Annotated in this window: 2 protein-coding genes; both read right to left on the bottom strand. The window is 68.0% G+C overall.

All coding sequences use genetic code 11. The features are described from left to right. Window positions 1-999, bottom strand: a 999-nt coding sequence (locus LK493_RS10020) for a dTDP-4-dehydrorhamnose 3,5-epimerase family protein (protein WP_227790919.1), incomplete at its 3' end; no start/stop codon positions are given. A gap of 12 nt (window positions 1,000-1,011) precedes the next feature. Next, the coding region (gene rfbB / locus LK493_RS10015; RefSeq protein WP_227790918.1) for a dTDP-glucose 4,6-dehydratase at window positions 1,012-2,008 on the bottom strand (997 nt) is incomplete at its 5' end.

Genomic DNA, 2,008 nt, shown 5'->3' with positions numbered 1-2,008 from the left:
CGGGCACCCGGCCACGGCGATGTCGCCGGCGGCCTTGGTCTGGCCGTAGACGGACAGCGGGCTGAGGGGCTCGTCCTCGTCATGCACCTCGGCGGTACCGTCGAAGACGTAGTCGGAGGACACGTGGACGAGGGTGATCCCGTGCCCGGCGCAGGTGCGGGCGAGCAGGGCCGGGCCGGCGGCGTTGGCCTTCCAGGCGGTCACGCGGCCCTCGGGGGTCTCCGCCCTGTCCACGGCCGTGTAGGCGCCGCAGTTGATCACGGTGCCGTAGAGCGACCAGTCGTATTTTGAGTAGGCGTCCGGGTCGGACATGTCGAAGGTGTCGATGTCGCAGAAGTCGAAGCCCTTCGCCACGCCGCGCTCCTCGGCGAGCGCGCGCACCGCATGGCCCAGCTGGCCGTTGCAGCCGGTGACGAGCGTCCTCTTGGGCGCCATGGGGACGACGTCCCTGAGCATCGGGTGGTTGAGGTCGGCATCGGAGACGGTGGCCTCGTCGAGAGGGATGGGCCACTCGATGGCGAGCTCGGGATCGGCGAGGTTCACGAAGGTGTAGGTCCTCTTGAGCTCCAGCGACCAGTGGGCGTCCACCAGGTAGGTGTAGGCGGTGCCGTCCTCCAGGGCCTGGAAGGAGTTGCCCACGCCGCGCGGGACGTAGATGGCCTTGCTCGGGTCCAGGGTGCAGGTGAACACCTTGCCGAAGGTCTCGCTGCCCTCGCGCAGGTCCACCCAGGCGCCGAAGACCGAGCCGCGGGCGACGGAGATGAACTTGTCCCAGGGCTCGGCGTGGATGCCGCGGGTGACGCCGCGGCTGTCGTTGTAGGAGATGTTGTTCTGGACGACCCTGAGGTCCGGGATGCCCAGGGCGGTCATCTTGGCGCGCTGCCAGTTCTCCTTGAACCAGCCGCGCGAGTCGCCGTGGACGGCGAGGTCGACGACCTTGAGGCCCTCGATGCCGGTCTCGGCGACGGAGAGGTCCTTCTCGAATGCGATGTCAGCCATGTCTCTCCCCTCCTACTGGCCCTGCGCCCTGTAGCGGGCCTCGGTGGCCTCCTTGGCCGGGCGCCACCAGGACTCGTTCTCGACGTACCAGTCGATGGTCTGCTTCAGGCCCCCGGCGAAGTCGGTGTGGGCCGGCCTCCAGCCCAGCTCGCGCTGGAGCTTGGTCGAGTCGATGGCGTAGCGGCGGTCGTGGCCGGGGCGGTCGGCGACCCAGTCGAAGTCCTCGGGGTCGCGGCCCATGGCCTCGAGGATCATGCGCAGCACGGTGATGTTGTTCTTCTCCCCGTCGGCTCCGATGAGGTAGGTCTCCCCCGTGCGGCCCTTGGTGAGGATGTCCCAGACGGCCGAGGAGTGGTCCTCGGTGTGGATCCAGTCGCGGACGTTCTCGCCGCGGCCGTAGAGCTTGGGGCGGACGCCGTCGACGATGTTCGTGATCTGCCTGGGGATGAACTTCTCCACGTGCTGGTAGGGGCCGTAGTTGTTGGAGCAGTTGGAGATCGTGGTGCGCAGGCCGTAGGTGCGGGTCCAGGCGCGCACGAGCATGTCGGAGGACGCCTTGGTGGAGCTGTACGGCGAGGACGGGTGGTACGGCGTCTCCTCGGTGAACTTCGCCGGGTCGTCGAGCGCGAGGTCGCCGTAGACCTCGTCGGTGGAGACGTGGTGGTAGCGGACGCCATATTTGCGGACGGCCTCCAGCAGGCGGAAAGTGCCCTCCACGTTGGTGCGCAGGAACGGCTCGGGGTCGGCGATGGAGTTGTCGTTGTGGCTCTCTGCGGCGTAGTGCACGATGGCGTCGTGGCCCGGGACGATCCTGTCCAGCAGCTCCGCGTCGCAGATGTCGCCCACGACGAGCTCCACGCGGTCCGAGGGCAGCCCGGCGATGTTCTCGGGGTTGCCGGCGTAGGTCAGCTTGTCCAGGACGGTCACGTGGACGCCCGGGTGGTTGTTCACGACGTAGTGCACGAAGTTGCTGCCGATGAAGCCGCAGCCGCCCGTGACGATGATGTTC

The sequence above is a fragment of the Collinsella aerofaciens genome, assembly GCF_020709435.1.
Taxonomy (GTDB): Bacteria; Actinomycetota; Coriobacteriia; order Coriobacteriales; family Coriobacteriaceae; genus Collinsella; species Collinsella aerofaciens_AU.
Note: the sequence above shows the minus strand (reverse complement) of the source record. Positions and strands in the feature narration are given on the sequence as shown.